This is a genomic window from Amycolatopsis sp. NPDC004772 (genome assembly GCF_053601215.1).
In genome coordinates, this window is record NZ_JBSGBK010000065.1 from 1 (window position 1) to 24,738 (window position 24,738).

Here is a 24,738-nt window from a genome sequence, read left to right on the forward strand (position 1 = left end):
GTGCCCCCCACCCCTAAGCCGTATTGTGACTACGGCCGGTGGTACCGGGTCAAGGCGGGAAAGCGTGCCTTGACACGGCACCGCCGGCCGTGTTGGGGCTTCGGATCGGGGTTGCGGGGGGTGTGGGTCTTTCGGGTTCTGTTTCGAGGCTGCCGGGCGAGGATTGCCGTTCCGGCAATTCGGCACTGCCGTGCCGGGTTGCGCGGTTGATGTCGCGCCGTGAGGGGACGCCGCGCCGTTGGAATCGGGGCCGCGCCGCTGGCGCCGGGCTCGCTTCGCCAAGCCCGGCCCGCCGGGTTGGCCCGCTCTGCCGAGCTCGCCTGCCGTGCTGAGCCCGCCGGGTCGGCCCCGCCGAGCCAGCCCCGCCAGCCCCGCCGGGTCGGCCCTGCCAAGCCCGCCCCGCCAGCCCCATTCACCTGGACCGTGACCCCGCCCTCCACTGTGGACACCGCCGCGCTGAAGGTCGCGGTGGCCTACCGGCGAACGGATCGTGGGGGCCGTTCCGCCGGCCCCGCCTGCGGGGCAGGTGGCCGTCAGTGCGCTGCCGTTCCTCACCGCCACGCGGCCGGTGAGCCCGGGTGGCCGGGCTCAGGGCAGCACGAGGCGGACGGCGAGCGCGGTGATCACCGCGCTCGACACGAGCGCCGTCACCAGCCGGCCCCGCGGGCCGGTCAGGACCCGCCCGAGCAACGCCCCGCCGCCGGCCAGGGCGGCTTGCCAGCTCGCCGACGCGGCGAACGCCGCGAGCACGAACACCACCTGGTCGAGCACGGGGACGGTGTCGCCGGCGCGGTCGCCGACCACCAGGGCGGTGAAGTAGACGACCGTGGCCGGGTTGACCAGCGTGATGCCGAGCAGGCTCACGTAGGCGCGGCCCGGCGCGAGCGGTGTCACCGGCCGGGGGACCGGCGCGCGGTGGGAGCGCACCGCACGCAGGGCGCCGTGGGCGGCGAGGACGATCAGCACGGCGGCCGAGGCCCACCGCAGCGGACCGGCGACCGGCGTGATGACGCCCGCGATCGCGGCCCCGCCGAGCACGGCGACCAGCGCGTACACCCCGTCGGCGGTCGCGACGCCGAGCGCCGCGGCGAGGCCGGTCCGGAGCGACGTGCGGGCGCTGAGGGCCACCAGGTACGTCCCCACGGCGCCGACCGGGATCGCGATGCCGTAGCCGGCGACCAGGCCGGCGAGCAGCGCGGCGCTCACGGCGCCGGGGTGATCGACCCCCGCGGACGGCCCGGCTGCTGCTGGACCGGCGCGGTGGTCGCGGCGACGGTCGGCAGGAGCGGGGTGCGATACGTGGTCATGCGCAGATCGTGACCGCCGCCAGGGGGGAGGGCAACCGGATTTCCAGCCGGTGGGCTCCGGGGAGCTGTGCTTGAATCGGCCCCGGGGAGGCACGCGAGCGAGAGAGGGCTTTCACGATGCGGGTCGACCTGAGCGGGAAGACGGCACTCGTCACCGGCTCCACCCAGGGCATCGGCGCGGCGATCGCGGCGGGCCTCGCCGCGGCGGGCGCGCGGGTCGCGATCAACGGCCGCAGCGAGACCGGCGTCCACAAGGCCATCGCGCGGCTGCGCGAAGACCTGCCGGACGCGGACTTCCTGCCGGCTCCCGGCGACGTGTCCGAGGAGGCCGGCGCGGCCCAGGTGGTCGAGGAGGTGCCGGACACCGACATCCTGGTCAACAACCTCGGCATCTTCGGCGCCCAGGAGCCCCTCGAAATCACCGACGCCGACTGGCGGCACTACTTCGAGGTCAACGTCCTGGCCGCGGTCCGGCTCACCCGCGCGTACCTGCCGGGCATGACCGACCGGGGATGGGGCCGGATCCAGTACATCGCCAGCGATTCCGCGATCGTCATCCCGGCCGAGATGATCCACTATGGAGTGTCGAAGACCGCGCTGCTCGGCGTGTCCCGCGGGTTCGCCAAGCACGCGGCCGGCACCGGCGTCACGGTCAACGCCGTGATCGCCGGGCCGACCCACACCGGCGGCGTGGAGGACTTCGTCTACGAACTGGTGGACAAGGACCTGCCGTGGGAACAGGCCCAGCGCGAATTCATGAAGCAGCACCGCCCGCAATCGCTGCTGCAGCGCCTGATCGAGCCCGAGGAGATCGCCCACCTGGTGGTGTACCTGAGTTCGCCGTTCGCGTCGGCGACCACGGGTGCCGCCGTGCGGGTGGACGGCGGGTACGTCGACGCGATCGTGCCCTGAGCCGTCACGGCGTGACCGGGATGTTCGTCAATCCCGAGCGGGCGTTCGTCACCGTGTTCGACGCGGACACCACGTTCGGGTTGGCCGCGCACTTCGACACCGAGCTGATCTTGATCGCGTAGGCGCCCACGCCGCCGAGGTCGGACTTGTTGCCGCGCCACACGTTCCCGCAGCCGTTGTCGAACGACGGGCTCGTGCTCGTGTTGTGGTTCTCGTAGCCGTTGGCGAACGTACCGGGCGGGGCGAACGTGCCCGTGTTGCCTTCGATCGTGTAGCCGATGCCCTTGACGTCGATCCAGGAGTCCGCCGAGTTCTGGCCGGTGATGCCGCGGCCGTCGAAGGTGTTGCCGCGGATGACACCGTTGAAGGTGCCTTCCTTGACGTCGATCGGCTCGGCGGCGATGAACGGGCCGATGTGGTTGTCCAGCACCTGGATCCGGTCGCCGCGGTCGACGCCGCCGGTGTTGCCGTGGCAGCCCCAGTTGGAGTTCGCCGAGCCGAGGTAGACGCCTTCGCCATAGCCGGGTTGGACCAGGCCGGTGTAGGTGATCGTGGAGTTCTTCAGCACGCTGTCGGCCGAGGAACGGCGGAAGTGCACGGCCTCTTCGTCGATGTGGTGGACGGTGACGCCGTCGATGGTGGTGTGCGGCGAGTTGTCCGCGACGATGCCCTTCTTCGAGTCCTGCACGGTGAACCCGCGCAGGGTCCAGTAGGGCGCGTTCGCGAGCCAGAGGCCGTAGCCGGAGTCCCAGCCGGCGGTCGGTACCGGGCAGTCGGGGGCGTCGCCCGAGGGGCCGTCGTTGATCAGGACGGCGTTCGCCGGGCCGGACAGCGTGATCGGCCGGGCCGCGGTGCCGGCCTTCGTGGTGACGAAGGAGCCGCGGTAGGTGCCGGCGGCGAGCCGGATCGCCTGGCCCGGGACGGCGTTCGCCAGCGCGGCCTGGAGCTGGGCGGCCGTGGCGACGTCGACGGTGTCACCCGCGGGCGGGGCCGTGGTGGTGGTCGTCGACGTCGGTGTCGTCGTCGTGGCCGAGGTGGTGGGGGTCGTGGTCACCTGGCCGCCGCCGCAGGGCGTGCCGTTGACGGTGCAGCCGGTGGGGAGGCCGGCGCCGCTGACGTTGAAGCCGAAGTTCTCGGTGCCGCCGGGCGGGACTGTGCCGTTGAAGCCGGCGTTGGTGAACCGGTAGTGCTGCCCGGCTTGCGTGCGGACGCTGCTCCACGAGCTGCTGACGGCCGAGCCGGCGGGCAGGTCGAACTCGACGGTCCAGCCGGTGGCGGTGGTGTCGCCGCGGTTGGTGATCGTGTAGCCACCGCCGTAGCCCCCGGTCCAGACCGACGTCCGCGCGAAGGTGGCCGACAGTGCGGCGCCGGCGGCCCGGGCGGACGGCGGCCCGCCGAGCGCGACGGTGACGGCGAGGACGGTGGAAACACTGGCGGCGCCGAGGAAAACGGCGCGGCGCGACGAGGGGTGTGGGAACACCGATGGCCTCCGGAACAGCGGAACTTGCGGAGGTGTGCGGCGGACACCCGGACGTTCCCTTTATAGGTCACCGGCCCGAGCGCAGTCAACAGGATGAACGATGGTCACGTACGTGAACGCTGGCGCCGTAACACTTTCCGGTGACGCCGAGCTGAAGAGACGTTCGACGGGGCATTCTCCCCGGTGAACCCCTTGGCGCACAGGGGAAAGCTCGGCGGAAGGAGAGCACGATGAACACCCGGATCGCTTCTTGGGCCATGGCCGCTGCACTCACGGTTTCCGCGGTCGTCGCCGCGGCCACGCCGGCTTCGGCGGACCCGGTGCCGGGCAGCTCGACCCAGTTCTACGCGTACTGCTCGGTCGACCTGATGGGGGTGCCGGTCGCCTGCACGCAGACCGACCAGGCGCACGCGTCGCACGTCTGCCAGTACGTGGCGACCCCGCTCGGCCTGGGACTGGACTGCATCCAGCGTTCGACGGCCTGACCGCCGGGCCGAAGGGACCTTCCTCCCGTCGCGGGCGGGGAAGGTCCCTTCGGCTTTGGTACCGGATCGGGACATTCCTGGGTCACACCTGTCGAACATCCCCGACGAACCGGCGATCTTCCCCGGACAGAGTGAGCGGGGTGCGCACCCGGCGCACCCGGCACCCGGAGGAGACCGATGGCCCGCACCCGCATCCCGCCCCTGGCCGCGGGGATCGCCGCCGCCGTGGCCGTGGCACTCGCCGCCGCCTGCTGGGTCGTCTTCCCGCCCGAGACCGCCGGCCGGGCCTTCGCCGCCCGTCCGGACGTCGACCTCCCGCTGCCGTGGCCCGCCGGGGGCCAGGCGAGCGTCGAAGTCCAGAACCTGGGCTCGCTCGGCAGCCGGGGTGAGCAGCGGCCGGTGCCGATCGCCAGCGTCACCAAGGTGATGACCGCCTACGTCGTGCTCAAGGACCACCCGCTCGGCCCCGGCGAGGCCGGTCCGGAGATCACCGTCGACGAGCAGGCCGAAGCCGAGTCGGCCTCGGCCGAGGAATCGAGCGCGCCGGTCCGTGCGGGACGCCGGTTGAGCGAGCGGGACCTGCTCGCCCTGATGCTCGTGCCGTCCGGGAACAACGTCGCCCGGCTGCTCGCCCGGTGGGACGCCGGCAGCCAGGAGGCCTTCGTCGCGAAGATGAACCGCGAGGCCGCCGCGCTGGGCATGACCAGCACCACCTACACCGGCGCCAGCGGCGTCGAGGACTCGACCACGAGCACCGCGACCGACCAGCTGCGGCTGGCCCGCGAGGCGATGAAGAACCCGGTGATCCGGGCCATCGTCGCCACGCCCAGCCTGCGGATCGACGGCGTGCCGGGCGCGGTCGTCAACACGAACACCCTGCTCGGCCGCGACGGCGTGATCGGGCTGAAGACCGGCTCGTCCACCGCGGCCGGAGGGGCGCTGATGTGGGCCGCGCGGGCCGGCAACGGTGCGCTGATCCTCGGCGTCGTCCTGCACCAGAACCCGGGCGGGTCGCCGGCCGCCGGGCTGCGGGCCGCCCTGGAGAACAGCGCGACGCTCATCGCCGCGGTCCAGCGCGAGCTCCCGGCGGCCACCCGATGACCGCGACGGCCGATCGGCCCTCCGCCACCCGTGCGGCGACGTGGCGGCGGGGCCGGGTCACCGCCGCCTTCGCCGTCCTGACCGCGCTGTTGCTGGTCGCGCACCCGCTGGTGCCCAACTGGGTGGGCAACGCCGGCAGCCTGCTGGAGACGTTCCTGCCCTGGACCGGCCTGCTCGTCGTGCCGCTGCTGGTCGCGGCCCTGGTCCGGCGCGCCCCGCTCGCTCTGGTCGCCCTCCTGCTGCCGGTGCTGGCCTGGGGCGGGTCCTTCGGCGGCCGGCTGTTCGACAAGCGCACGCCGGGCGGGGACCTCACGGTCGTCTCGCACAACGTCAACGACGAGAACCCCGACCCGGTGGGCACCGCTCGCGCCCTGGCCGCGGCGGGCGCGCAGGTGATCGCGCTCGAGGAGCTGAAGAAGTCCGAGGTGCCGAAGTACGAGGACGCCCTCGCGGCGGGCTACCCGTACCACTCGGTCCAGGGCACGGTCGGGGTCTGGAGCACCTTCCCGCTGCGCGACACGCAGCCGGTGGCGATCATGCCGTGGACCCGCGCGCTGCGGACCACAGTGGACACTCCGAAGGGCCCGGTGGCACTCTTCGTGGCCCACCTGCCTTCGGTGCGGGTCCGGCTCGACGCCGGCTTCACCGCGAACGGCCGCGACGAGGCGATGGGCCTGCTGGCGGACGCCGTCGCCGCGGAATCCGCGCCGCGGACGGTGCTCGTCGGCGATTTCAACGGCACGGCGGACGACCGGGCGCTCGCGCCGATCACCGCCCGGATGCAGGCCGCGCAGGAAGAAGCGGGCGACGGGTTCGGCTTCACCTGGCCGGCCGGTCTGCCGCTGGCGCGGATCGACCAGGTCTTCGTGTCGGGGGTGCGCCCGGTCGCGGCCTGGACGTTGCCCGCGACCGGCAGCGATCACCTGCCCGTCGCCGCCACGGTGGCGTTCTGACCCCCGGGACCGGGAGTCGTCGAAGGCGTGTGGTAAGCGCCCCGCGGGAGGCGCGAACATGCCGTTGAACACCGGGCGGTGCTGACGGGCGGTGAATTTCAAACGACGCTCCGCGCAGGTCGCGCCGTCGAATTCGTCGGCGGGCCGAGGTGAAGGGCGCGTGACTAGACCGTTACGCGACCCGGGGTTGACCCCGTGGGTGTTATCGCTAACACTAACTCCTCGTCGTCACCGGAACAGGTGACGCAGACCATGTCGGAGCGGACGGAAGGGGACGCCGGTGGCCGAACGACCCCGCTCCGGCGGCCCCGTCCGGGCGACCGCCGCCGGGACGCGGCAGCCCAGCCTGACCGACGTCGCGGGCGTGGCGGGCGTGTCCCACATGACCGTGTCCCGGGTGATCAACGGGACCGGCCCGGTGCGCCCCGAGACCCGGGCCCGGGTGCTCGCGGCCATCGAGGAACTGGGCTACCGGCCCAATTCGGCGGCCCGGGCGCTGGTCACCGGGCGGACCGGCACGCTCGGCGTCGTCGCGCTCGAGTCCAATCTGTACGGTCCGGCCAGCACGCTGTACGGCATCGAGAACGCCGCCCGGGAAGCCGGGTACGCGATCACCATCTCGAGTGTCAGCCGGCCGGGCCGGTCGTCGATCGCTGACGCGGTGGAGAACCTGCGCCGCCAGGCGGTCGAGGGCGTCATCGTGATCGCCCCGCACGTCAGCGCGGGCCGGGCGCTGGAAGCCGCGCCCGCGGACTTCCCGGTCGTCGCGGTCGGCGGCGGGGAGGCGGCACCGGTGCCGGTCATCTCCGTCGACCAGCGCGACGGTGCCCGCCGGGCCACCGAACACCTCCTGGCGCTGGGCCACCGCACGGTGTGGCACATCGCCGGGCCGGAGGACTGGCTGGAGGCCCGTGACCGCGAACTCGGCTGGCGGGAAACCCTGGAACGCCACGGCGTCGGGGCCCCGCGGGTGATCCGCGGCGACTGGAGCTCGCGTTCCGGGTACGAGGCGGGGCGATCCCTCGCCAAGGAAAAGGATCTGGACGCCGTCTTCGCCGGCAACGACCAGATGGCACTGGGCTTGCTGCGCGCGTTCGCCGAAGCGGGCATCTCGGTGCCGCGGGACGTGCGCGTGGCGGGCTTCGACGACGTCCCCGAGGCGGCGTACTTCACGCCGCCGCTGACGACGGTGCGCCAGGACTTCATCGAAGTCGGACGGCGTACGTTCGGCCTGCTGGCCGGGCGGATGGACGGAGGCGACCGGCACGCGCGCGCCCTGGTCGTCCCCGAGTTGATCGTGCGCGAGAGCACCGGACCGCGGTAGCGCGGCGGCCGGCGGGGACCTGGTGGTTCCCGAGGGATTGTTAGCGCTAACACGCACCAGAGATCTCCACCCGAGTAGTCCCCACCCAGGTTTTCCCACTGATCATCGTCGATCGAGGAGTGAACGTGCTGAAGAAGCGATGGGCCGCCGCGGCGGCCGCGGCGGCCGGACTCGTGCTGCTCACCGCCTGCGGAAGTGGCGGTTCGTCCGGCGGTTCGTCCGGCGGGGCCGTCACGCTCGGCTTCGCCCAGGTGGGCGCCGAGAGCGGCTGGCGGACGGCGAACACGAAGTCGATCCAGGAGTCGGCCAAGACCGCCGGGATCGAGCTGAAGTTCTCCGACGCGCAGCAGAAGCAGGAGAACCAGATCTCCGCGATCCGCTCGTACATCCAGCAGAAGGTCAAGGTCATCGCCTTCTCGCCGGTCGTCGAGTCCGGCTGGGACACCGTCCTGAAGGAAGCCAAGACCGCCAACATCCCGGTCATCCTCACCGACCGCGCGATCGACTCGCCGGACAAGTCGCTCTACAAGACCTTCCTCGGCTCCGACTTCGTCGCCGAGGGCAAGAAGGCGGGGGAGTGGCTGACCAAGGAGTACGGCAGCGCCACCGGCCAGGTGAACATCGTCGAGCTGCAGGGCACCACCGGCTCGGCCCCGGCGAACGACCGCAAGAAGGGCTTCGCGGACGTCATCGCGGCCGACCCGAAGTACAAGATCGTCGCCTCGCAGACCGGTGAGTTCACCCGCGCCAAGGGCAAGGAGGTCATGGAGGCCTTCCTGAAGTCCCAGCCCAAGATCGACGTCCTCTACGCCCACAACGACGACATGGCCCTCGGCGCCATCGAGGCCATCGAAGCCGCGGGCAAGGTCCCGGGCAAGGACATCAAGATCGTCTCCGTGGACGCGGTCAAGGACGGCATGCAGGCGCTGGCCGACGGCAAGATCAACCACATCGTCGAGTGCAACCCGCTGCTCGGCCCGCAGCTGATGGACCTGGTCAAGAAGGTCGCCGCCGGCGAGCAGGTGCCCGCCCGCATCGAGACCCAGGAAACCGAGTTCGACCAGGCGTCGGCCAAGGCCGCGCTGCCGCAGCGCCAGTACTGACACTCGCCCGCCGGTCGTGAGTGGTAAGGCGGGTTAGAACCCGCCTTACCACTCACGACCGGTGGGTCACTTCAGGCCGGTGGCTTCCGCGGCGGCGGGGTCGGAGTCGGCGAGGAAGGTCTTGCAGCGCTCGTGCTCCTCGGTCTCGCCGATCTTGCCGGCGGCCTTGCCCAGGACGGCGAGGGCGCGGAGGAACCCCTGGTTGGGGCGGTGCGACCAGGGCACCGGGCCGAAGCCCTTCCAGCCCGCGCGGCGCAGCTGGTCGAGGCCCCGGTGGTAGCCGGTGCGGGCGTACGCGTACGCGGCGACGGTCTCGCCCGCGTCGAAGGCCTTCTCGGCCAGCGAAGCCCACGCCTCGCTGTAGTCGGGGTGTTCGGCCGCGACGGTGGCCGGGTCGCTCCCGGCGTCGAGCGCGGCCTGGGCGGCGGTGTGCTCGGGCAGCAGCGTCGGCTCGGGGCCGAGCAGGTTGTGCGTCATGGGGTCATTGTGCCCCTACAGGAAGAGGCTCCCGAGCACCCCGGCTCCGGCCAGCACCAGGGCGGCGACGAGCACGCCCGCGACAACTCGTTTCGGCATCATGGCGCGACACCCTGCCAAGCCGGGGCCGCTCCGGGCAAGTCTGTGACCCCTACGGGTGAACCCTGGGCGCGAAGCGCCTCCGTTGAGGGTGGTGGTGGGGAAGAAGGTCGGGGGAACCCCGATTTTCGCGTCGTTTGCCACGGTCTTGGCCCACTCGTGACCATGACCGGCCATGATGTCCGGCATGGCCAAGGCAGTCGACGTCCCGGTGGACGTGATCCCGCGCAGCCCCGTCGCCAAGACGCGGCTGTTCTTCACGCGGCACTGGCACCGCGGCGCCCCCGGGCAGCCGACCCCGGACTGGGTGCTCCGGTTCTGCTACGGGATGTGGCTGGCGGCGTTCGCGTTCAAGCTGGTCGGCTCGTCGTGGGACATGTCGTGGCACTTCAGGTGGCTGCGCGACGACCTGGCGCCCCCGCACCTGATCAACACCGTCGGCACGGTGATCATCGTGGTGCTGGTGGCGATCCACAGCTACACGGGCCTGGGCTGCGACAAGCGGTCGCTGCGGCTGATGCAGATCGGCCTGCTGACGTTCCTGGTCGCGGCCCCGCTGGACGTGATCAACCACCGCGTCAACGGCCTCGACCTGACCGCGTGGAGCCCGTCCCACATGATGTTGTACCTGGGCACGGGCATCATGCAGGCGGGCGTGCTCCTGGCCTGGCTGAAGTTCGCGCCGCCGGGCCGCTTCCGCACCGGCGTGCTGCTGGCGCTGTGGGCGTTCTTCCTGGAGAACACGTTCTTCCCGAACGGCCAGCAGGAGTACGGCATCCTGGGGCTGCGCGCGTGGGAGCGCGGGGAGCCGGAGGCGGAGAAGTCGCTGCTGGACTTCGCGGCCAACCAGATCGGCCACCCGGTCGACCGGACGGCGGTGCTGCACTTCACGATGCCGATCCCGTCGTGGGTGTACCCGCTGTGGGGCATCGGCGTGATGGCGTTGATCCTGGTCGTGGCGCGCCGGACGCTGGGCTTCCGCTGGGCGGCCACTTCGGTGGCGCTGGCGTACGTGGCTTACCGCTCGGTGATGTGGCCGCTGTTGCTCGGGCTGGGTTTCCCGGTGTCGACGGTGCCGTTCTACCTGCTGTTCGTGGGCCTGGCGGTGGACGTGGCGTTCGCCATCGGTTCCGGATTGGTCCAGGCCGGCGCGGGGGCGCTGCTGGTGACGGCGTTCGGGTACGGGGCGTTCTGGCTGCAGTCGCAGTTCCGGCCGTGGGTGCTGGGTGACGCGCACACGGAGTCGGCCCCGCCGGCGGCGTACTGGACGGCGCTGGTGGTGCTGGGCGGGGTGTTCGCCCTCTGGGCCGGCGCGGAACCGCTGACCCGGAAGTGGGCGGCGCGGCGCTCGGTCGCCGAATCGGTCTGAACACGACGAAGGGGCCGCCACGCAACCGTGGCGGCCCCTTCGCGGGTGACTACTTGAGCTTCGTCCCCGCCGAGCCCAGCGCCTGGCACGCCTCGACGACGCGAGCCGCCATGCCGGCCTCCGCGGCCTTCAGGTACGAGCGGGGGTCGTACACCTTCTTGTTCCCGACCTCGCCGTCGATCTTCAGAACCCCGTCGTAGTTCTTGAAGAAGTGGTCGACGATCGGGCGGGTGAACGCGTACTGCGTGTCCGTGTCGACGTTCATCTTCACGACGCCGTAGGACACCGCCTCGCGGATCTCCTCCGGCAGCGAACCCGAACCACCGTGGAAGACCAGCTCGAACGGCTTCGAACCCGCCTCCAGGCCGAGCTTCTTCGCCGCCGCCTCCTGGCCGCCCTTCAGGACGTCCGGGCGGAGCTTGACGTTGCCCGGCTTGTACACGCCGTGGACGTTGCCGAACGTCGCCGCCAGCAGGTAGCGGCCCCGGTCGCCCGCGCCCAGGGCGTCGATCGTCTTGAGGAAGTCGCCTTCGGCCGTGTACAGCTTCTCGTTGATCTCCGCCTCGACGCCGTCCTCTTCGCCGCCGACGACGCCGATCTCGACCTCGAGGATGATCTTGGCCGCCGCCGTCTTGGCCAGCAGTTCCTGGGCGATCTCGAGGTTCTCGTCGAGGTCGATCGCCGAGCCGTCCCACATGTGGGACTGGAACAGCGGGTTCTGGCCGTTCTTGACGCGCTCGGCCGAGATCTCGATCAGCGGGCGGACGAAGCCGTCCAGCTTGTCCTTCGGGCAGTGGTCGGTGTGCAGCGCGACGTTCACGTCGTACTTGGCCGCGACGACCTGCGCGAACTCCGCCAGCGCGGTCGCGCCGGTCACCATGTCCTTGACCTTCTGGCCGGACGCGAACTCCGCGCCGCCGGTGGAGAACTGGATGATCCCGTCGCTCTCCGCCTCGGCGAACCCGCGGATGGCGGCGTTCACGGTCTCGGACGAGGTCACGTTGATGGCCGGGTAGGCGAACTCGTTCGCCTTGGCCCGGTCGAGCATCTCCGCGTAGACCTCGGGGGTGGCGATGGGCATCGTTACTCCTCCTTGGCACAGGGTGGTCCCGACCGCATCGTACGAGGTGGACCGCCACCGCACACCGGTCCCCGGGAAGAATCCAAGACAGCGCAGCTCCGCTGCTCCGTTGAGGGTGGCGGCGGGGGCATGGATGGACTTCTCCGCACGTCGGATCGGTTCAGAAGGAGCGCGTCCGGCCGCCGGGGAACCGGCGGCCGGACGGGGATCACACCAGCTCGGCGGCCAGCGCGCGGTACGCCGGCCACGGGTCCTCGTTGAGCACCTGGACGATGACCTGGTCCGCTCCCGCCTCGAGGTGGCCCGCCAGGCCGCGGGCGATCGTCGCCGCGTCGCCGTGCAATGCCAGCGCGTCGACCAGCCGGTCGCTGCCCTCGCCCTCGAGGTCTTCGTCCGTGAAGCCGAGTTTCCGCAGGTTGGCGACGTAGTTCGACAGCCCGAGGTAGTACTTCACCGTCTGACGGCCGATCGCGCGGGCCTCGGCGGCGTCGGTCGACAGGACGACCTTGTGCTCCGGGGCCAGCAGCGGACCCGCACCGAGGATTTCGCGCGCCGAGCGGGTGTGCTCCGGCGTCGTCAGGTACGGGTGCGCACCCGCCGTGCGCGTACCCGACAGCTCCACCACCTTCGGCCCGAGCGCCGCCAGCGCGCGTCCGGAAGCCGGGACGCCGGCCGCGTCGAGGCCGTCCAGGTAGTCGACCAGCGCCGCGTACGGCTTCTTGTACTCCTTCGTCGCTTCGCGGTGGCCCGCGCCGATGCCGAGGAGGAAGCGGTCCGGGTACTTGCCCGCGAGCCGCTCGTACACCTTTGCGATCGACGCGGGCTCGTCCTGCCAGATGTTCACGATGCCGGTCGCGATGACCAGCGAGTCCGTTGCTCCCAGGAGGTCGTCGACGGAGTCCAGGTCGCCGGCGCCGGGCGAACCGCCCAGCCAGATCGCGCCGTAGCCGAGCTTCTCCGCCTCCGCGGCGAACTTCGCGTCGACACCTCCGTGGTACCGCCAGATCCCGAGCTTGCCCAGTTCGATAGCCATAGAACACCCCAACGCACGAAGTACCGGATTTCCTCCCGGTTCCCACGAGCCGGGAAGACTAACGTCGGGAGCATGACCAAGCTGGGCAACACCGACCTCGACGTCTACGGCCTCAACCTGGGCGGGAACGTCTTCGGCTGGACGGCCGACGAACCGCAGTCGCACGCCGTGCTCGACGCCTACGCCGCCGCCGGCGGCGACTTCGTGGACACCGCCGACCTCTACGGCGGTGGCGGCCGCTCCGAGGAGATCTTCGGCCGCTGGCTGGCCGCGGGCGGCCGGCGTGACGACTTCGTCGTCGCCACGAAGGTCGGCGGGTGGCAGGAGCGGCCCGGCCTGTCGGCGAAGAACATCCAGGCCGCGGCCGAGGACTCGCTGCGGCGCCTGCAGCTCGACCACATCGACCTCTACTACGCCCACATCGACGACCGGGACACGCCGCTCGAAGAGACGCTGAGCGCGTTCGACACCCTGGTCCGCGCGGGCAAGGTCCGCTACCTCGGCGCGTCCAACTACACCGCCGAACGGCTCGCCGAGGCACTGTCCATTTCGGACCAGAACGGCTTCGCGCGGTACGCCGTGCTGCAGCCGCACTACAACCTCGTCGAGCGGGACTACGAGCGCGACCTCGCCCCGATCGTCGCGCGCGAGGGCCTGGCCACGCTGCCGTACTTCGCCCTCGCGAAGGGCTTCCTCACCGGCAAGTACCGCACGAAGAACGAGACCGGCGACAGCCCGCGCGCCGCCCGCGCCGCGTCCTATTTGGACGCCGATGGCGAGCGCGTGCTCGCCGCGCTGGACGAAGTCGCGCAGGCACACGGCGTTTCGGTCGCCACGGTGGCGCTCGCCTGGCTGCGGCAGCAGCCGACGGTCGCCGCGCCGATCGCCAGTGCCCGGACGCCCGAGCAGCTGACCGACCTCGTCGCGTCGGTTTCCCTCGAGCTGACCGACGCCGAAGTCACCGCCTTGAGCGAGGCCTAAGACCCTACTTCTGGGTAGCTTACTGCGGGTAAGTTGAGGTACGGTGCCCTCAAGTGACGTCTAGGAGGGCACCGTGGCCAACCCGTTTTCGCTGCTGAGCGGCACCAAGAAGGTCGACGGCAAGGTCGTGCTGATCACCGGCGCCGCTCGCGGCATCGGCGCCGGGCTGGCCGAACGGCTGGCGGCGCGCGGCGCCAAGGTCGCCCTCGTCGGCCTCGAAGCCGAGGAGCAGCAGAAGGTCGCCGACCGGATCGGGCCGAACGCCCACGCGTGGGAAGCCGACGTCACCAGCTGGGACGCCCTCGAGCAGGCGACCAAGGGCGTCGTCGAGCACTTCGGCGGGATCGACATCGTCATCGCCAACGCCGGGATCGCGACCGCGGGCTTCGTCCGCTCGGTCGACCGGGCCGCGTTCGAGAAGGTCATCGAGGTCGACCTCCTCGGCGTCTGGCGCACCTTCCGCGTCACGCTCCCGCACGTCATCGAGCGCAAGGGCTACCTGCTGGCGATCTCCAGCCTCGCCGCGATCACGCATGCGCCCGGCATGGCGAACTACGCCGCCGCGAAGGCCGGCGTCGAAGCCTTCTCGAACAGCCTGCGCGCCGAGGTCGCCCACCTGGGCGTCAAGGTCGGCGTCGCGCACCCGACGTGGATCCGCACCGACCTGGTCGAGAGCGCCGACGCGCACCCGGTGTTCGGCAAGCTCCGCGCGTCGATGCCCGGTCTGATCGGCAAGACGTACCCGCTGGACGTGGCCCTGGACGACCTCGAAGCCGGCATTCTCAAGCGCGCCCGGACCATCCACGTGCCGCGCTGGGTCGGCGGGCTGAAGCTGCTGCGCGCCTTCCTCCCGCCGGTCATCGAGATCGGCTCGCGCAGCCGGGTACCGTCGGCGGACAAGGCCGCGCTGGCCGACATCGAGGCCCGCGGCGCGTTCGAGTCGGCGGTCACCGGCCACGGCGGGCGGGCCGCCACCAAGGGGTGAAGATGTCCCGTCGCGACCAGATCAGGATGACCGAGGACGAGGTGCGCGCGTACCTCGCGGAGCAGAAGGTCATCAACGTCGCCAGCATCGGCCCGAACGGCCGCCCGCACCTCGCGCCGCTCTGGTACTTCCCGCACGAGGACGGCGTCGCGACCTGGACGTACGGCACGTCGCAGAAGGCGAAGAACCTCCGCCGCCTGCCGGAGGCGACCGTGCTGGTCGAGGACGGCGACAGCTACGAGAAGCTCCGCGGCGTCTCGTTCGAGGCCGACGTCGAGCTCGTCGAGGACGTCGACGAGGTCACCCGGATGGGGACGGCGCTGATGCAGCGCTACTCGGGAGCCAAGCCGGGCGACCCCGCACCGGCCGAACTGCAGGCCTTCATCGCAGGTCAGGCCGCGAAACGCATCGGGCTGGTCTTCCGGCCGACCAAGGTCGTGAGCTGGAACCACGGCAAGCTCGGCGGGACGTACTGATCGGTAGGCAGTACTTCCAAGTAACTGTTACCTGAGGTAACGTCATCTGGGCAGGATCCCCGACGCAGCGGAGGCCGACAGATGACCGAGCGGTTCAAGGTCGTGATCGTGGGCACCGGGTTCTCCGGGCTCGGCCAGGCGATCCAGCTCGAGAAGGCCGGCATCCGGGACTACGTGATCCTGGAGAAGGCCACCGAGGTGGGCGGCACCTGGCGCGACAACTCCTACCCCGGGTGCGCGTGCGACGTGCAGTCGCACATGTACTCGTTCTCGTACGAGCAGAACCCGGGCTGGTCGCGGTCGTTCTCGCCGCAGCCGGAAATCTTCGACTACCTCAAGGGGGTCGCGGACAAGTACCGGCTGCGCGAGAAGATCCGCTTCGGCGTCGAGCTGACCGGCGCGCACTGGGACGAGGGCGAACGCCGCTGGACGGCGACCACGAAGGACGGCCGCGAGTTCGTCGCGCAGTTCCTCGTCTCCGGCGTCGGCGGCCTGCACATCCCGCAGCTCCCCGAGCTGCCCGGGATCGCGAACTTCCAGGGTCAGACCTGGCACTCCGCGCGCTGGAACCACGACTACGACCTGCGCGGCAAGAAGGTCGCCGTGGTCGGCACCGGCGCCAGCGCCGTCCAGTTCGTGCCGAAGATCGCCCCGGACGTCGCCGAGCTGACGCTCTTCCAGCGGACGCCGCCGTGGATCATGCCCAAGCCCGACCACGCGATGCCGTCGTGGGCGCAGACGCTGTTCAAGCGCGTCCCGGGCACCCAGCGCCTCTACCGCAACGCGCTGTACTGGCTCCTCGAAGCGCGGGCCATCGGCTTCAACGGCCACCCGGCGATCATGAAGGCCGGCGAGCTGATCGCGAAGCGGAACATCGCGAAGGGCATCAAGGACCGCGCGCTGCGCAAGAAGGTCACGCCCGATTACACGATGGGCTGCAAGCGCGTCCTGATCTCCAACGACTACTACCCGGCGCTGGACCGGCCGAACGTCGAGGTGAACACCGACGGCATCCGCGAGGTCAAGGCGCACTCGATCGTCGACTCCGCGGGCGTCGAGCACGAGGTCGACGCGATCGTCTACGGCACCGGCTTCAAGGTGACCGACGCGCTGGAGTACCTCGACATCACCGGCGTCGACGGCCGCAACCTCGCCAAGGAGTGGGCGAGCGAGGGCATGCGGACGCACAAGGGCATTACCGTCTCCGGCTTCCCGAACCTGTTCTTCCTGCTGGGCCCGAACACCGCGCTCGGCCACAACTCCGTGGTGTTCATGATCGAGTCGCAGTCGCGGTACGTCGTCGACGCCATCAGGCTCGCCGATTCGCGCGGCGCCGCGGCGCTCGACGTCCGGCCGGGTGTGCAGGACGAGTTCCAGCGCGAAATCCAGGACCGGCTGGTCAAGGGCGTCTGGACGCAGGGCGGCTGCAAGAGCTGGTACCTCGACGCCCAGGGCGTCAACCGGACCATCTGGCCGGGCTTCACGTGGCGCTACTGGCTCCAGACCCGCAAGGTCGACCCGGCGGACTACGAGCTGTCCGGCCGGGCGTCATGACTTCGCAGGACGAGCAGCTCGTCCTGCAGGCCCGGAACGTCAAGTTCGGCTGGGCGGCGCTGCCGCTGCACTGGATCCCCGGCGAACCGCAGGCCACGCACACCATCAACGTGCTGCACCTGGCGCTGCCCGAGGGCGAGCGCTGGTTCGTCGAGGTGTTCAAGCAGGCGGTGCCGCTGATCCGCGACGAGCGGCTCAAGGAAGACGTCCTCGGCTTCATCGGCCAGGAGGCGGTGCACGCCGAGGCCCACGACGGCGCAGCCGCGCACCTCGAGGCGGCGGGTGTGCGGGTGCGGCCGTTCGTGGCGCAGATGGAGTGGCTGTTCCGGAAGCTGCTCGGCGACCGCGACCTGACCGGGAAGGCCGCCGAGGAGTGGCTGGTCGAGCGGCTCGGGATCATCGCCGCGATCGAGCACTACACGGCGTTCCTCGGCCAGTGGGTGCTCGACGCGCCCCTGGAGGACGCGGGCGCCGACCCGGTGATGCTGGACCTCCTGCGCTGGCACGGCGCCGAGGAGGTCGAGCACCGGTCGGTCGCGTTCGACCTGTTCATGCACCTCGACGGGCGCCACGGACGCCGGGTCCGCAGCATGGCCGCGGTGACGCCGGTGCTGGCCTGGGTCTTCGCCCGCGGCACGCGGTACCTGATGCGCAACGACCCGGCCCACCCCGGACGCGCGTCGCTGCGGGGGTACCGCCGGGCGGCCCGGCGCGGGTTGCTGCCGACCGGGCGTCAGCTGGTGCGGGAAATCCGGCCGTACTTCCGGAAGTCGTACCACCCGTCCGAGACCGGGAACACCGAGCAGGCGGTGGCCTACCTGGCGAGTTCCCCCGCGGCCCGGGCGGCGGAGTGACCCTCGGCCGGCCGACCCGGCTCGACGGCAGCGACCGCACCGATCGCCTGATGTCCACTTTGGTGGGTGTCGTGGACGTTTATCGCCGTTTGTCGCAATTCAGCGGCCGGCGGCGGCCACCCGTGACCACAGTGGACCGCGATCTTTCGCTGGTCGTCGAAACGGTCCGGCCCGAAGCCGAGGGGGTCGTGAGCCTGCGTCTCGCGAACGGCGTCCCGCTCCCGGGCTGGCGGCCGGGAGCGCACCTCGATCTCGTGCTGCCGTCCGGCCTGACCAGGCAGTATTCGCTCTGCGGGGACCCGGGCGACCGCTCGCACTACCGGATCGCCGTCCGGAAGATCGGCGTCGCCTCGGCCGAGGTCCACGCGCTGGTGCCCGGCACCCGCGTCACCGCGCGCGGCCCGCGGACGGCCTTCCCGTTCGTCGGCGCCGGGCCGTTCCGGTTCATCGCCGGCGGCATCGGGATCACGCCGATCCTGCCGATGGTCCGCCGCTGCATCGCGGTGGGCGCGGACTGGCGGCTGGTCTACACCGGCCGCAGCCGGGAGTCGATGCCGTTCCTCGGGGAGCTGCCGGACGACGACCGCGTCTGGATCCGCCCCGACACCGAGTACGGCATCCCGGCGTCCGGCGCCGAGCTCCTGGCCGGGCTCCCGGACGGCGCGTCGGTCTACTGCTGCGGCCCGGTGCCGATGATCACCGGTGTCCGCACCGACCTGGCGCTGACCGCGGCCAAGGCCGTCCACTTCGAACGGTTCGCCCCGCCGCCGATCGTCGCCGGCGAGCCGTTCCTGCTGACTTTGCGCAGGTCAGGCGCGGTCTTGGCGGTGCCGGGCGACCGGAGCGCCCTCGACGTCCTGCGCGAGGCGCGTCCCGGGACGCCGTACTCCTGCCGGCAGGGCTTCTGCGGGACGTGCGCGGTGCCGACGGCCGACGGCGGGTCCATGCGGATCTGCGTCGACCGCGGCACCACCGTGCTCGACCTATGACTCCTGGGGCAGCCAGGCGCCGATCACCGGCTTGAACTCGCGGACGGTCCGCTGCGCGACGACGCCTTCCAGGTGGTAGGGGTCCTGGTCGATCGTCTCCATGAGGTGCGCTTCGTCGTCGGCCTGGTACAGCGTGAGGCCGCCGGTGCCGTCCCCGAGCGGGCCGGCGACCGCGACGCGGCCCTCCGCGGCCAGCTTGCTCAGGAACTCGCGGTGGCGCGGCCGGACGTCCGGCATCTTCTCCTGGACGTAGGTGATTTCGACGAGGAACCAGGCCATGTGGATCTCCGGGGTCGGCGCGGGGTGGTCCGGTCCGACGCTACCCGTGTCACGGTTCTGTACCAGCATCCGATCTGTGGCACCGGCATCCGAACCCGATAGGCTGGGCGTGCGTCAGTACCTGTGTGAGCGCTGTGAATACCGTGAACCTGCTGACGCGGCACACCGTGCAAACCGGGGTCGAGAACAGGCAGGGGTTCATGCTCGAGGGCAATGCGGAACGCAGTGTCGAGGCGACCCTCGGCCACCTGCGGGTCATGGACGGTCCGGCCCCGGCGCAGACCGCCGCGCCACTGACCCTCGAAGACCTCTACCGCCAGCACCGCATGCGGCTGGTCCGGCTGGCGATTCTGCTGGTCGACGAGCCCGCGACGGCGGAAGACGTGGTCCAGGAGGCCTTCACCGGCCTGCACCGCAACTGGGGCCGGCTCCGGGACGCCGCGGCCGCGGTCGGCTACTTGCGCACCGCGGTCGTCAACGGGTCGCGCAGCGTGCTGCGCCGCCGCAAGACGGCCCGCGAGTACGTGCCCCCGCACGCGGTGAACGCGCGCTCCGCGGAGAGCCTCGCGATGCTCTCCAGCGAGCACCAGGCCGTGGTCAGCGCGCTGTCGAAGCTGCCGCCCCGCCAGCGCGAAGTGCTGGTGCTGCGGTACTACGGCGGGCTGAGCGAGGCCGAGATCTCTGAGGCCGCAGGTATCTCCAAGGGTACCGTTAAATCGACCGCCAGCCGGGCGCTCGAGGCACTCCAGAAGGCCATGCAAGCCCCACAGTGACCCGGGTGGACCATTCCGATCACTGAGTCGTATCACCATGCTTGGTCCAGACCAATATATGCTGGGGTGCGTGAGAGGCGCCGGAGATTTCGTGATCATGGGCGGCCGGGTCGCCGCCCCGGACCGTGTACTCGACGACGGCTGGGTCGCCGTCACCGACGGGCGGATCGCCGGCGTGGGTTCCGGGACCCCGCCGTCCGGCGAGCACGTGGACGTCGGAGGGGCACTGGTCGTGCCCGGGTTCATCGACACCCACTGCCACGGCGGGGGAGGTGCTTCGTTCACCTCCCTCGATCCCGACGAACTCCTGACGGCGGTGCGAGCGCACCGCCGTCACGGCACCACGACCATGCTGGCCAGCCTGGTTTCCGACCCGGTGGACATCCTGCGTGAGCAGGTCGCGGCGCTGCGTGAGCTCGTCCAGGACGGCGAGGTCGCGGGCATCCACCTGGAGGGGCCGTTCATCTCGAAGGCCCGCTGCGGGGCGCACGACCCCGAGACGCTGCTCGAACCGGACACCGGCACGGTCGAGAAGCTGCTGCGCGCGGGCCAGGGCGCGATCCGGATGGTCACCATCGCCCCCGAGCTGCACGGCGGCGTGAAGGCCGTCCGGCAGCTGGCCGAGTCCGGCGTCATCGCGGCCATCGGGCACACCGACGGCGTCGAGGAGCAGCTGCTGCCGGCGATCGACGCGGGCGCGACGGTGGCGACCCACCTGTTCAACGGCATGCGGCCGCTGCACCACCGCGAGCCCGGCCCGGTCGGCGCGCTGCTGGACGACGAGCGGATCACGATCGAGCTCATCTGCGACCTGGTCCACCTGCACCCGACGGTCGTCCGCCTGGCGGCGAAGCACGCGGGCCGCAACCGGACGGTCCTGATCACCGACGCGATGTCGGCCACGGACGCGGCGGACGGCCGCTACACGCTGGGCCGCCTCGAGGTCGACGTCCACGACGGCGTCGCCACCCTCGCGGACAACGGTTCGCTGGCCGGCAGCACCCTGACGATGGACACCGCCTTCCGCAATCTGGTCGGGGGTGCGAAACTCGGCATCCTCGACGCGGTGCACGCGACGTCGCAGCGGCCGGCCGAGCTGCTCGGCATCGCGGACCGGGCAGGCATGCTGTGCGCCGGTTACCAGGCCGACATCGTGGTCCTCGACCAGGACCTGCGGCCGGCGAAGGTGCTGCGGCGGGGAGAATGGGTCGCCGAGGTGGGAACGGCTACCTTGAGTACGTAGGTTTCTGCGAGCGGACGGGCGGAGATGAGCGAGCCGAAGGACCCCGAGCAGCTGCTGGCGGACGCCCTTCGCGCGCAAGCCGTCTTCGCGCCTTCCGCGGCCTCTCCGGCCTCTCCGACCTCTTCGGCCTCGCCGAAGGAGCCGGCCACCGACGCGGTCCCGACCAGCGACCTGCCGTCGGCGTACGGGCTGCTGTCGGGGGCGAGCGCGGACTCGCTGGAGCGCGAGCGCGCGGCACTGGACGCGGAAGCGCCGACGACGTTCGCCCCGCGGCCGCCGGAGCCGGTGCGGACGTCCGCGCAGCTGCCGGCGTACTGGATCTTGTTGCTGGCGGTGCTGCTGGGACTCGCCGCGGGGTCCGTGGTCGGCCTGCTGACCCTGGTCTGACCGGGTCTCAGTCACGACTCAGGGTGACCCTGTACCGTTTTCGAGGTGATTCTCGCCCAGAGCACGGTCAACACGATGTCGCTGCTGCCGTCATGGCTGGACCCGCAGCACCTGCTGAGCGGGCTGACGACACCGGTCATCGCGGTGCTGTGCCTGATCATCTTCATCGAGAGCAGCATCTTCCCGGTGCTGCCGGGTGACTCCCTGCTGTTCACGGCGGGCCTGTTCATCGCGAACGGCACCCTCGACGCGCCGTTGTGGCTGGTCTGCGTGCTGGTGACGGTCGCCGCGTTGCTCGGCAACGTGGTCGGCTACTACATCGGGTACTTCGTCGGGCCGAAGCTGTTCAACCGGCCGGATTCGAAGTTCTTCAAGCGCGAGTACGTCGACAAGACGCACGAGTTCCTGGAGAAGCACGGCCCGAAGGCCGTGGTGCTGGCCCGGTTCGTCCCCTTCGTCCGCACGTTCATCACCTGGATCGCGGGCATCGGCCGCATGGACCCGAAGCGCTACTTCACGTACACGGTGATCGGCGGCATCCTGTGGGCCGCGGGCATCACGATCCTCGGCTCGCTGCTGGGCAACATCGCGTTCATCAAGGACAACGTCGACGCGATCTTCGTGCTGATCGTGCTGGTGTCGGTGGTCCCGATCGGGCTGGAGTACCTGAAGTCGCGGCGCGAGAAGAAGGCGCTGGCCGAAGCCGACCCCGAGGTCACGCAGCGAATCCCGCGCATCAAGGACTGAGGTCGGCGACACCCGGGCTGTCGGTCGGCAGCCCCAGCGCTTCGGCCACGGCCAGGAGGCGCTTGTCGTAGGTGACGAAGGACGTGAGCTGCCTGCCGAACACCGCGTGTGCGGTGGCGAGGTGGATGGCGTCCAACGAGCGGAGGTCCGGCGACGGGTAGGCGGCGGCGGTCCGGCGCACCACTTCGTCGATCTCGTACTTGGCGACCCGTGCCAGCACCGCGGGAACGTCGGTGAGCAATGCGGGGTCGCTGCGCAGGAGAGCCCTCGATACTTCGACCTCGGCCAACGTCGAGGTGACAAGCATGGTGCCCTGCCGTTCGTCCAGCCAGTCGACCAGGGTCGCACTCTCCGCCTCGTGCCGGATCAGCTTCACCAGCGCGGCGGTGTCCAGGTAGATCATCAGTACCGTTCGTCGTCACGCAGCTCGCGAACCAGCTCCCCGGCTTCGAGGTCGGTCCGGACGGGTCCGTGCGGGCGCGGCATCGGCCCGGTCACCGAGGCCGGGTGCAGCTTTCCCGAAGCGATCAACGCCGAGACCGGACTCGGCTGCGCAGGAACGATACGGGCGATCACCGTGCCGCGTTCGGTGATCTCGACGTCCTCGCCGGCCTTGACCCTGGCCAGCACACCGGCGGTGTCCTGGTTCAGCTCACGCACAGCTACCTGGTTCATGAAACCAGTGTAGTACAGGATCGTAGTACAACCTAGGTCATCGAGAACATCGAGCCCGGGTTGAACAGGTTCTCCGGGTCGAGCGCCCGCTTGATCTCCTGGTGCACCCGCAGCCCCACCGGCCCGATCTCCCGTGCCAGCCACTCGCGCTTGATCTTGCCGACGCCGTGCTCACCCGTCACCGTCCCGCCCAGCGACAGGCCCACCTCGAGGATCTCGTCGAACGCCCGCTGCGCCCGCTCGAACTCCGAGGGGTCGTCCGGCTGGTACACGATCGTCGGGTGCATGTTGCCGTCGCCGGCGTGGCCGACCACCGCGATGCGCAGCCCCACCTCGGAGCTGATCTTCTCGCAGCCGCGGATCAACTCCGCGATGCGCGTCCGCGGCACGCACACGTCGTCGGTCAGCCACAGTCCGTACGTCTCCAGCGCCGTCAGGACCACCCGGCGAGCCTGGAGCAGCATCCGGCCTTCCTCGAGGTCCTCCGTCGTGTACGCCAGGTCCGCTCCGCAGTCGACGCAGATCTGCTCCAACGCCGCCAGTTCGCGGCGGGCCACCTCGCCGCCCGCGTCCGACTGGCCCAGCAGCAGGGCCTGGCAGTCCGACCCCGCGCCGAGGTCCGTCTTCAGGTACGCCTCCGACGCCTTGATCGACGACGCGTCCATGATCTCCAGTAGCGACGGCACGAGCCCTTCGCGCACCACCCGCGCCACGGCCTCCCCGGCCGCTTCGGTCGTGCTGAAGCCCGCCACCAGCGTGGCCGGGGCCTGGGGCAGGGGCTTGAGCTGGACCGTCGCCTGCGTGATCACGCCGAGCGTGCCCTCGCTGCCCACGAACAGCCGCGCCAGGTCGTAGCCCGCGACGCCCTTCACCGTGCGGCGGCCGGTCTTCAGCAGTGATCCGTCGGCCAGGACGACCTCCAGGCCGAGCACCGAGTCGGTCGTCACGCCGTACTTCACGCAGCAGAGGCCGCCCGCGTTGGTCGACAGGTTGCCGCCGATCGTGCACCAGTCGTAGCTCGACGGGTCCGGCGGGTAGAACAGCCCGTGCTTCTCCACGGCGTTGCGGAAGTCCAGGTTGACCACGCCCGGCTGGACGACCGCCAGCCGGTTGCCCGCGTCGATCTCGACGATCTCGTTCAGCTTGGTCAGCGACAGCGTGACGCAGCCGTCGATGGCGTTCGCGGCACCGGACAGCCCGCTGCCCGCCCCGCGCGGGACGATCGGCACCTTCGCCTCGGCACACGCCTTCACCACCGCCTGCACCTGCTCGGTGTTCGCGGGCAGCACCACGGCGAGCGGCGTGCCCGACGGCGCCAGCGGCATCATGTCGCGCGCGTAGGACGCGGTGACGTCGGAGTCGGTGAGCACGGCGCTCTTGCCGAGCAGGTCGCGGAGCCGGGTGACCAAAGCTTCGTTGCTCATGGCCTCATCGTAAGCCCGGACAGTCCGCACTGCGGAAATCTTCTTTCGAAACCAGCCGTAACGGAGCAGTCAGCGGACCAGCCCCAGCAGCTTGTCGACGTGCACGGTGAGCAGCACGCGCTGGTCGGTCACCATCGCCTCGCGGTACTCGGTCCAGTCCGGGTGCTCGCCCGCGGCGCGGCGATAGTAGTCGACCAGCGCTTCCACCGCGTCGTCGTCCGGCGCCGCGGCCGGGGCGGTGAGCGAGGCGCGGCCCTCGGCGACGACGTAGCTCCAGCCGTCCTCGCTGCCCACGTGAAACGTCACCCGCGGGTCGCGGCGCATGTTCTTCGTCTTCGCCCGGGTCTCGGTGATCGACGCGATGAACGTCGCGGACGCCGGGTCGTACAGGTAGGTGATGGTGGACAGCTGCGGCCGGCCGTCGCGGCGGATCGTCGCCAGGACGCCGTGGCGGCGGGCGGCGAGGAAGTCCTTCAACGCTGTGTCGTCGGTCATACCCCTCTCAACCCGCCGCGGCCGCCGTTGTTCCAAGGAGCAGCCCAGAGGAATCTTGCTTGCATACGACAACTAAAGTGTGTTCTGCCACAACACGAGGTACTCCGCTTGCATATCCGCTAGTGAAGGCACATCCTTGCCTGAGGCAACTA

The 24,738-nt window shown here is 70.7% G+C and carries 27 protein-coding genes; 17 read left to right on the forward strand and 10 right to left on the reverse strand.

Going from position 1 to position 24,738, the window contains the following annotated elements:
- Nucleotides 1-588: 588 nt before the first annotated feature.
- A complete protein-coding gene (locus ACWEF6_RS30530; protein ID WP_449686101.1) occupies nt 589-1,206 on the reverse strand; it encodes a LysE/ArgO family amino acid transporter in 618 nt (205 codons plus the stop codon).
- Nucleotides 1,207-1,424: 218 nt separating this feature from the next.
- Here ACWEF6_RS30530 and ACWEF6_RS30535 point away from each other — a divergent pair, with 218 nt between their 5' ends.
- Complete coding sequence (locus ACWEF6_RS30535) at nt 1,425-2,219, forward strand: SDR family NAD(P)-dependent oxidoreductase (protein ID WP_449686102.1); 795 nt, start codon at nt 1,425-1,427, stop codon at nt 2,217-2,219.
- A 4-nt stretch (nt 2,220-2,223) separates the two neighbouring features.
- On the opposite strand, the gene ACWEF6_RS30540 is transcribed toward ACWEF6_RS30535, so the two are convergent.
- Nucleotides 2,224-3,699: a cellulose binding domain-containing protein gene (locus ACWEF6_RS30540; protein ID WP_449686103.1), complete on the reverse strand. Its 1,476-nt coding sequence runs from the start codon at nt 3,697-3,699 to the stop codon at nt 2,224-2,226.
- Nucleotides 3,700-3,929: 230 nt separating this feature from the next.
- Here ACWEF6_RS30540 and ACWEF6_RS30545 point away from each other — a divergent pair, with 230 nt between their 5' ends.
- From ACWEF6_RS30545 to ACWEF6_RS30565, 5 genes are all read left to right on the forward strand, one after another.
- A complete protein-coding gene (locus ACWEF6_RS30545; RefSeq protein ID WP_449686104.1) occupies nt 3,930-4,184 on the forward strand; it encodes a hypothetical protein in 255 nt (84 codons plus the stop codon).
- Nucleotides 4,185-4,361: 177 nt separating this feature from the next.
- A complete protein-coding gene (locus tag ACWEF6_RS30550; protein WP_449686105.1) occupies nt 4,362-5,285 on the forward strand; it encodes a D-alanyl-D-alanine carboxypeptidase family protein in 924 nt (307 codons plus the stop codon).
- Entirely contained in the window at nt 5,282-6,238 is a 957-nt protein-coding gene (locus ACWEF6_RS30555) for an endonuclease/exonuclease/phosphatase family protein (protein WP_449686106.1), read from the forward strand. The genes ACWEF6_RS30550 and ACWEF6_RS30555 overlap by 4 nt, the downstream gene beginning before the upstream one ends.
- Before the next feature lie 280 nt (nt 6,239-6,518).
- Nucleotides 6,519-7,562 carry a LacI family DNA-binding transcriptional regulator gene (locus ACWEF6_RS30560; protein ID WP_449686107.1) on the forward strand — a complete coding sequence of 348 codons (1,044 nt, stop codon included), beginning with the start codon at nt 6,519-6,521 and terminating at the stop codon, nt 7,560-7,562.
- Between the two features lie 119 nt (nt 7,563-7,681).
- Nucleotides 7,682-8,665 carry an ABC transporter substrate-binding protein gene (locus ACWEF6_RS30565; RefSeq protein WP_086850145.1) on the forward strand — a complete coding sequence of 328 codons (984 nt, stop codon included), beginning with the start codon at nt 7,682-7,684 and terminating at the stop codon, nt 8,663-8,665.
- 66 nt (nt 8,666-8,731) lie between these two features.
- On the opposite strand, the gene ACWEF6_RS30570 is transcribed toward ACWEF6_RS30565, so the two are convergent.
- A complete protein-coding gene (locus ACWEF6_RS30570; RefSeq protein WP_310969528.1) occupies nt 8,732-9,142 on the reverse strand; it encodes a DUF3151 domain-containing protein in 411 nt (136 codons plus the stop codon).
- 286 nt (nt 9,143-9,428) lie between these two features.
- Here ACWEF6_RS30570 and ACWEF6_RS30575 point away from each other — a divergent pair, with 286 nt between their 5' ends.
- Nucleotides 9,429-10,610, forward strand: a complete 1,182-nt coding sequence (locus ACWEF6_RS30575; protein WP_449686108.1) for a hypothetical protein — start codon at nt 9,429-9,431, stop codon at nt 10,608-10,610.
- 49 nt (nt 10,611-10,659) lie between these two features.
- Here ACWEF6_RS30575 and fbaA read toward each other — a convergent pair whose 3' ends face one another.
- Complete coding sequence (gene fbaA / locus ACWEF6_RS30580) at nt 10,660-11,691, reverse strand: class II fructose-bisphosphate aldolase (RefSeq protein WP_449686109.1); 1,032 nt, start codon at nt 11,689-11,691, stop codon at nt 10,660-10,662.
- Between the two features lie 208 nt (nt 11,692-11,899).
- A complete protein-coding gene (locus tag ACWEF6_RS30585) occupies nt 11,900-12,724 on the reverse strand; it encodes an LLM class F420-dependent oxidoreductase (protein ID WP_449686110.1) in 825 nt (274 codons plus the stop codon).
- A 72-nt stretch (nt 12,725-12,796) separates the two neighbouring features.
- Here ACWEF6_RS30585 and ACWEF6_RS30590 point away from each other — a divergent pair, with 72 nt between their 5' ends.
- The 6 genes from ACWEF6_RS30590 to ACWEF6_RS30615 all read left to right on the forward strand — a co-directional run bounded on the left by ACWEF6_RS30590 (nt 12,797) and on the right by ACWEF6_RS30615 (nt 18,563).
- Nucleotides 12,797-13,705, forward strand: coding sequence for an aldo/keto reductase (locus tag ACWEF6_RS30590; RefSeq protein ID WP_449686111.1), 909 nt, complete (start codon nt 12,797-12,799; stop codon nt 13,703-13,705).
- Nucleotides 13,706-13,778: 73 nt separating this feature from the next.
- Nucleotides 13,779-14,690 carry an SDR family oxidoreductase gene (locus ACWEF6_RS30595; RefSeq protein WP_378203758.1) on the forward strand — a complete coding sequence of 304 codons (912 nt, stop codon included), beginning with the start codon at nt 13,779-13,781 and terminating at the stop codon, nt 14,688-14,690.
- Between the two features lie 2 nt (nt 14,691-14,692).
- Entirely contained in the window at nt 14,693-15,166 is a 474-nt protein-coding gene (locus tag ACWEF6_RS30600) for a pyridoxamine 5'-phosphate oxidase family protein (RefSeq protein WP_449686112.1), read from the forward strand.
- A gap of 81 nt (nt 15,167-15,247) precedes the next feature.
- Nucleotides 15,248-16,720 carry a flavin-containing monooxygenase gene (locus tag ACWEF6_RS30605; RefSeq protein WP_449686113.1) on the forward strand — a complete coding sequence of 491 codons (1,473 nt, stop codon included), beginning with the start codon at nt 15,248-15,250 and terminating at the stop codon, nt 16,718-16,720.
- Nucleotides 16,717-17,574: a metal-dependent hydrolase gene (locus ACWEF6_RS30610; RefSeq protein WP_449686114.1), complete on the forward strand. Its 858-nt coding sequence runs from the start codon at nt 16,717-16,719 to the stop codon at nt 17,572-17,574. The genes ACWEF6_RS30605 and ACWEF6_RS30610 overlap by 4 nt, the downstream gene beginning before the upstream one ends.
- A 50-nt stretch (nt 17,575-17,624) precedes the next feature.
- The gene (locus ACWEF6_RS30615) at nt 17,625-18,563 is read left to right on the forward strand and encodes a PDR/VanB family oxidoreductase (RefSeq protein ID WP_449686146.1); all 939 of its coding nucleotides are present in this window, start codon (nt 17,625-17,627) and stop codon (nt 18,561-18,563) included.
- Here the strand turns inward: ACWEF6_RS30615 and ACWEF6_RS30620 are convergent.
- Nucleotides 18,558-18,842, reverse strand: a complete 285-nt coding sequence (locus ACWEF6_RS30620; protein ID WP_449686115.1) for a YciI family protein — start codon at nt 18,840-18,842, stop codon at nt 18,558-18,560. The two genes, ACWEF6_RS30615 and ACWEF6_RS30620, sit on opposite strands and share 6 nt — an antisense overlap.
- 200 nt (nt 18,843-19,042) lie before the next feature.
- Here ACWEF6_RS30620 and ACWEF6_RS30625 point away from each other — a divergent pair, with 200 nt between their 5' ends.
- The 4 genes from ACWEF6_RS30625 to ACWEF6_RS30640 all read left to right on the forward strand — a co-directional run bounded on the left by ACWEF6_RS30625 (nt 19,043) and on the right by ACWEF6_RS30640 (nt 21,992).
- Nucleotides 19,043-19,615, forward strand: coding sequence for an RNA polymerase sigma factor (locus ACWEF6_RS30625; RefSeq protein WP_163046624.1), 573 nt, complete (start codon nt 19,043-19,045; stop codon nt 19,613-19,615).
- Between the two features lie 91 nt (nt 19,616-19,706).
- Entirely contained in the window at nt 19,707-20,858 is a 1,152-nt protein-coding gene (gene nagA / locus ACWEF6_RS30630) for an N-acetylglucosamine-6-phosphate deacetylase (protein WP_449686147.1), read from the forward strand.
- A 24-nt stretch (nt 20,859-20,882) separates the two neighbouring features.
- Nucleotides 20,883-21,245 carry a hypothetical protein gene (locus tag ACWEF6_RS30635; protein ID WP_449686116.1) on the forward strand — a complete coding sequence of 121 codons (363 nt, stop codon included), beginning with the start codon at nt 20,883-20,885 and terminating at the stop codon, nt 21,243-21,245.
- Between the two features lie 45 nt (nt 21,246-21,290).
- Nucleotides 21,291-21,992, forward strand: a complete 702-nt coding sequence (locus ACWEF6_RS30640; protein WP_449686117.1) for a DedA family protein — start codon at nt 21,291-21,293, stop codon at nt 21,990-21,992.
- On the opposite strand, the gene ACWEF6_RS30645 is transcribed toward ACWEF6_RS30640, so the two are convergent.
- The 4 genes from ACWEF6_RS30645 to ACWEF6_RS30660 form a co-directional block, all read right to left on the reverse strand.
- Nucleotides 21,982-22,395: a type II toxin-antitoxin system VapC family toxin gene (locus ACWEF6_RS30645; RefSeq protein WP_449686118.1), complete on the reverse strand. Its 414-nt coding sequence runs from the start codon at nt 22,393-22,395 to the stop codon at nt 21,982-21,984. The two genes, ACWEF6_RS30640 and ACWEF6_RS30645, sit on opposite strands and share 11 nt — an antisense overlap.
- A complete protein-coding gene (locus tag ACWEF6_RS30650) occupies nt 22,395-22,667 on the reverse strand; it encodes a type II toxin-antitoxin system Phd/YefM family antitoxin (protein WP_449677254.1) in 273 nt (90 codons plus the stop codon). Before ACWEF6_RS30650 ends, ACWEF6_RS30645 begins: the two co-directional genes overlap by 1 nt.
- Before the next feature lie 32 nt (nt 22,668-22,699).
- On the reverse strand, nt 22,700-24,091 hold the full coding sequence (locus tag ACWEF6_RS30655) for an FAD-binding oxidoreductase (RefSeq protein ID WP_310969543.1): 1,392 nt from the start codon (nt 24,089-24,091) through the stop codon (nt 22,700-22,702).
- Between the two features lie 69 nt (nt 24,092-24,160).
- The gene (locus ACWEF6_RS30660; protein ID WP_449686119.1) at nt 24,161-24,586 is read right to left on the reverse strand and encodes a PPOX class F420-dependent oxidoreductase; all 426 of its coding nucleotides are present in this window, start codon (nt 24,584-24,586) and stop codon (nt 24,161-24,163) included.
- Nucleotides 24,587-24,738 lie beyond the last annotated feature (152 nt).